Source organism: Pseudomonas sp. P7758 (genome assembly GCF_013386485.1).
Classification (GTDB): domain Bacteria; phylum Pseudomonadota; class Gammaproteobacteria; order Pseudomonadales; family Pseudomonadaceae; genus Aquipseudomonas.
Genome location: NZ_JACARS010000222.1, coordinates 1 through 1174, shown reverse-complemented (window position 1 = coordinate 1174; position 1174 = coordinate 1). Strand labels below are relative to the sequence as shown.

At 60.1% G+C, this 1174-nt stretch carries 2 protein-coding genes; both read right to left on the bottom strand.

Going from position 1 to position 1174, the window contains the following annotated elements:
• Positions 1-147: 147 nt before the first annotated feature.
• Positions 148-789, bottom strand: a complete 642-nt coding sequence (locus HX873_RS30835; protein WP_102369850.1) for a Pr6Pr family membrane protein — start codon at positions 787-789, stop codon at positions 148-150.
• Between the two features lies 1 nt (position 790).
• Positions 791-1027, bottom strand: a complete 237-nt coding sequence (locus tag HX873_RS30830) for a VF530 family DNA-binding protein (RefSeq protein ID WP_003216406.1) — start codon at positions 1025-1027, stop codon at positions 791-793.
• Between the last annotated feature and the right edge of the window lie 147 nt (positions 1028-1174).

Sequence of the window (1174 nt, the reverse complement as noted above, 5' to 3'; positions counted from 1 at the left end):
GGTGCGGCGGGTGCTGCTGGACACGCACAACGTCAATGAGGCATTCCTCAAGGCCGTGGGTTACTGGCAACAGTGATCCCTGTAGGAGCGAGCTTGCTCGCGAAGAACCTGAGAGCGCCGCGTTAAACCAGACACACTGCGTTATCGTTAACGTTCTTCGCGAGCAATCTCGCTCCTACAGATTTTATCCAGCCCCACCACCCCCAGAGCAATCAGCACAAACCCCACCAGAATCCCCCCGGCATTGATGAACACCTGTGGATAACCCAGGGTGTCCACGTTAATGAACGGGTACTGATACAGCCCCCACACATACCCGCGCAACAACGCATAGGCGAAGTACACCACCGGGTAAATCACCCACAGCCCGATGTGTTTGAGGCGCAGGCTGCCCTTGGGCACGCACCACCACCAATACGCGACAAACACCAACGGCATCACGTCGTGCAGCAACTCGTCCGCCACAAACTGCACCCCCGCAGGCTGCCACATGTGGCGCAACAACAGGCTGTAGGCGAGGCTGACCACGACAATGCTCACGGCAATCCCGCTGCTGACTACGGGCCCGAGGAAGAACCGGCTCGCCGCGGTTGGCCGTTGCACCCACGCATGGGTCAACACCACCGCCACCAGGGTGTTGGTGAGCACGGTGAAGAAGCTGAAGAAATTCACCAGGCCCGGCAACAGGCTGGCGCCATCGACCCAGCGGAAGTAGAAAATGATGTACTGCTGCAGCGCCAGGCCGGCCCAACCGCCGAGGGCTGCGAGGCCGATAAGGTGACGTTTCACCTCAGTCCTCGACCGGTCGCTTGGTGCGCATCAACTTCACGTACAGGCCCTCGACCTTCTCCCGCGCCCACGGGGTCTTGCGCAGGAACGACAGGCTCGACTTGATGCTCGGGTCACTGGAAAAACAACGGATGTTGATGCGTTCGGCCAGGCCTTCCCATTGGTAATGCGCCACCAGCGCGGTGAGGACCTGTTCCAGGGTGACGCCGTGCAGTGGGTCTTTGTTTGTCGCGGTCATGCCGGGCCTTTTGTGCAGAAAAGAAGAAAACGAAGCCGCGCACCTTAGCGGACGGGCCGTGCGGGTGGAAGCGTTGCCTTCACTATAGGCCACTGTTCGATCGTTCCCACGCCCTGCATGGGAATGCCGAATTGGACGCTCTGCGTC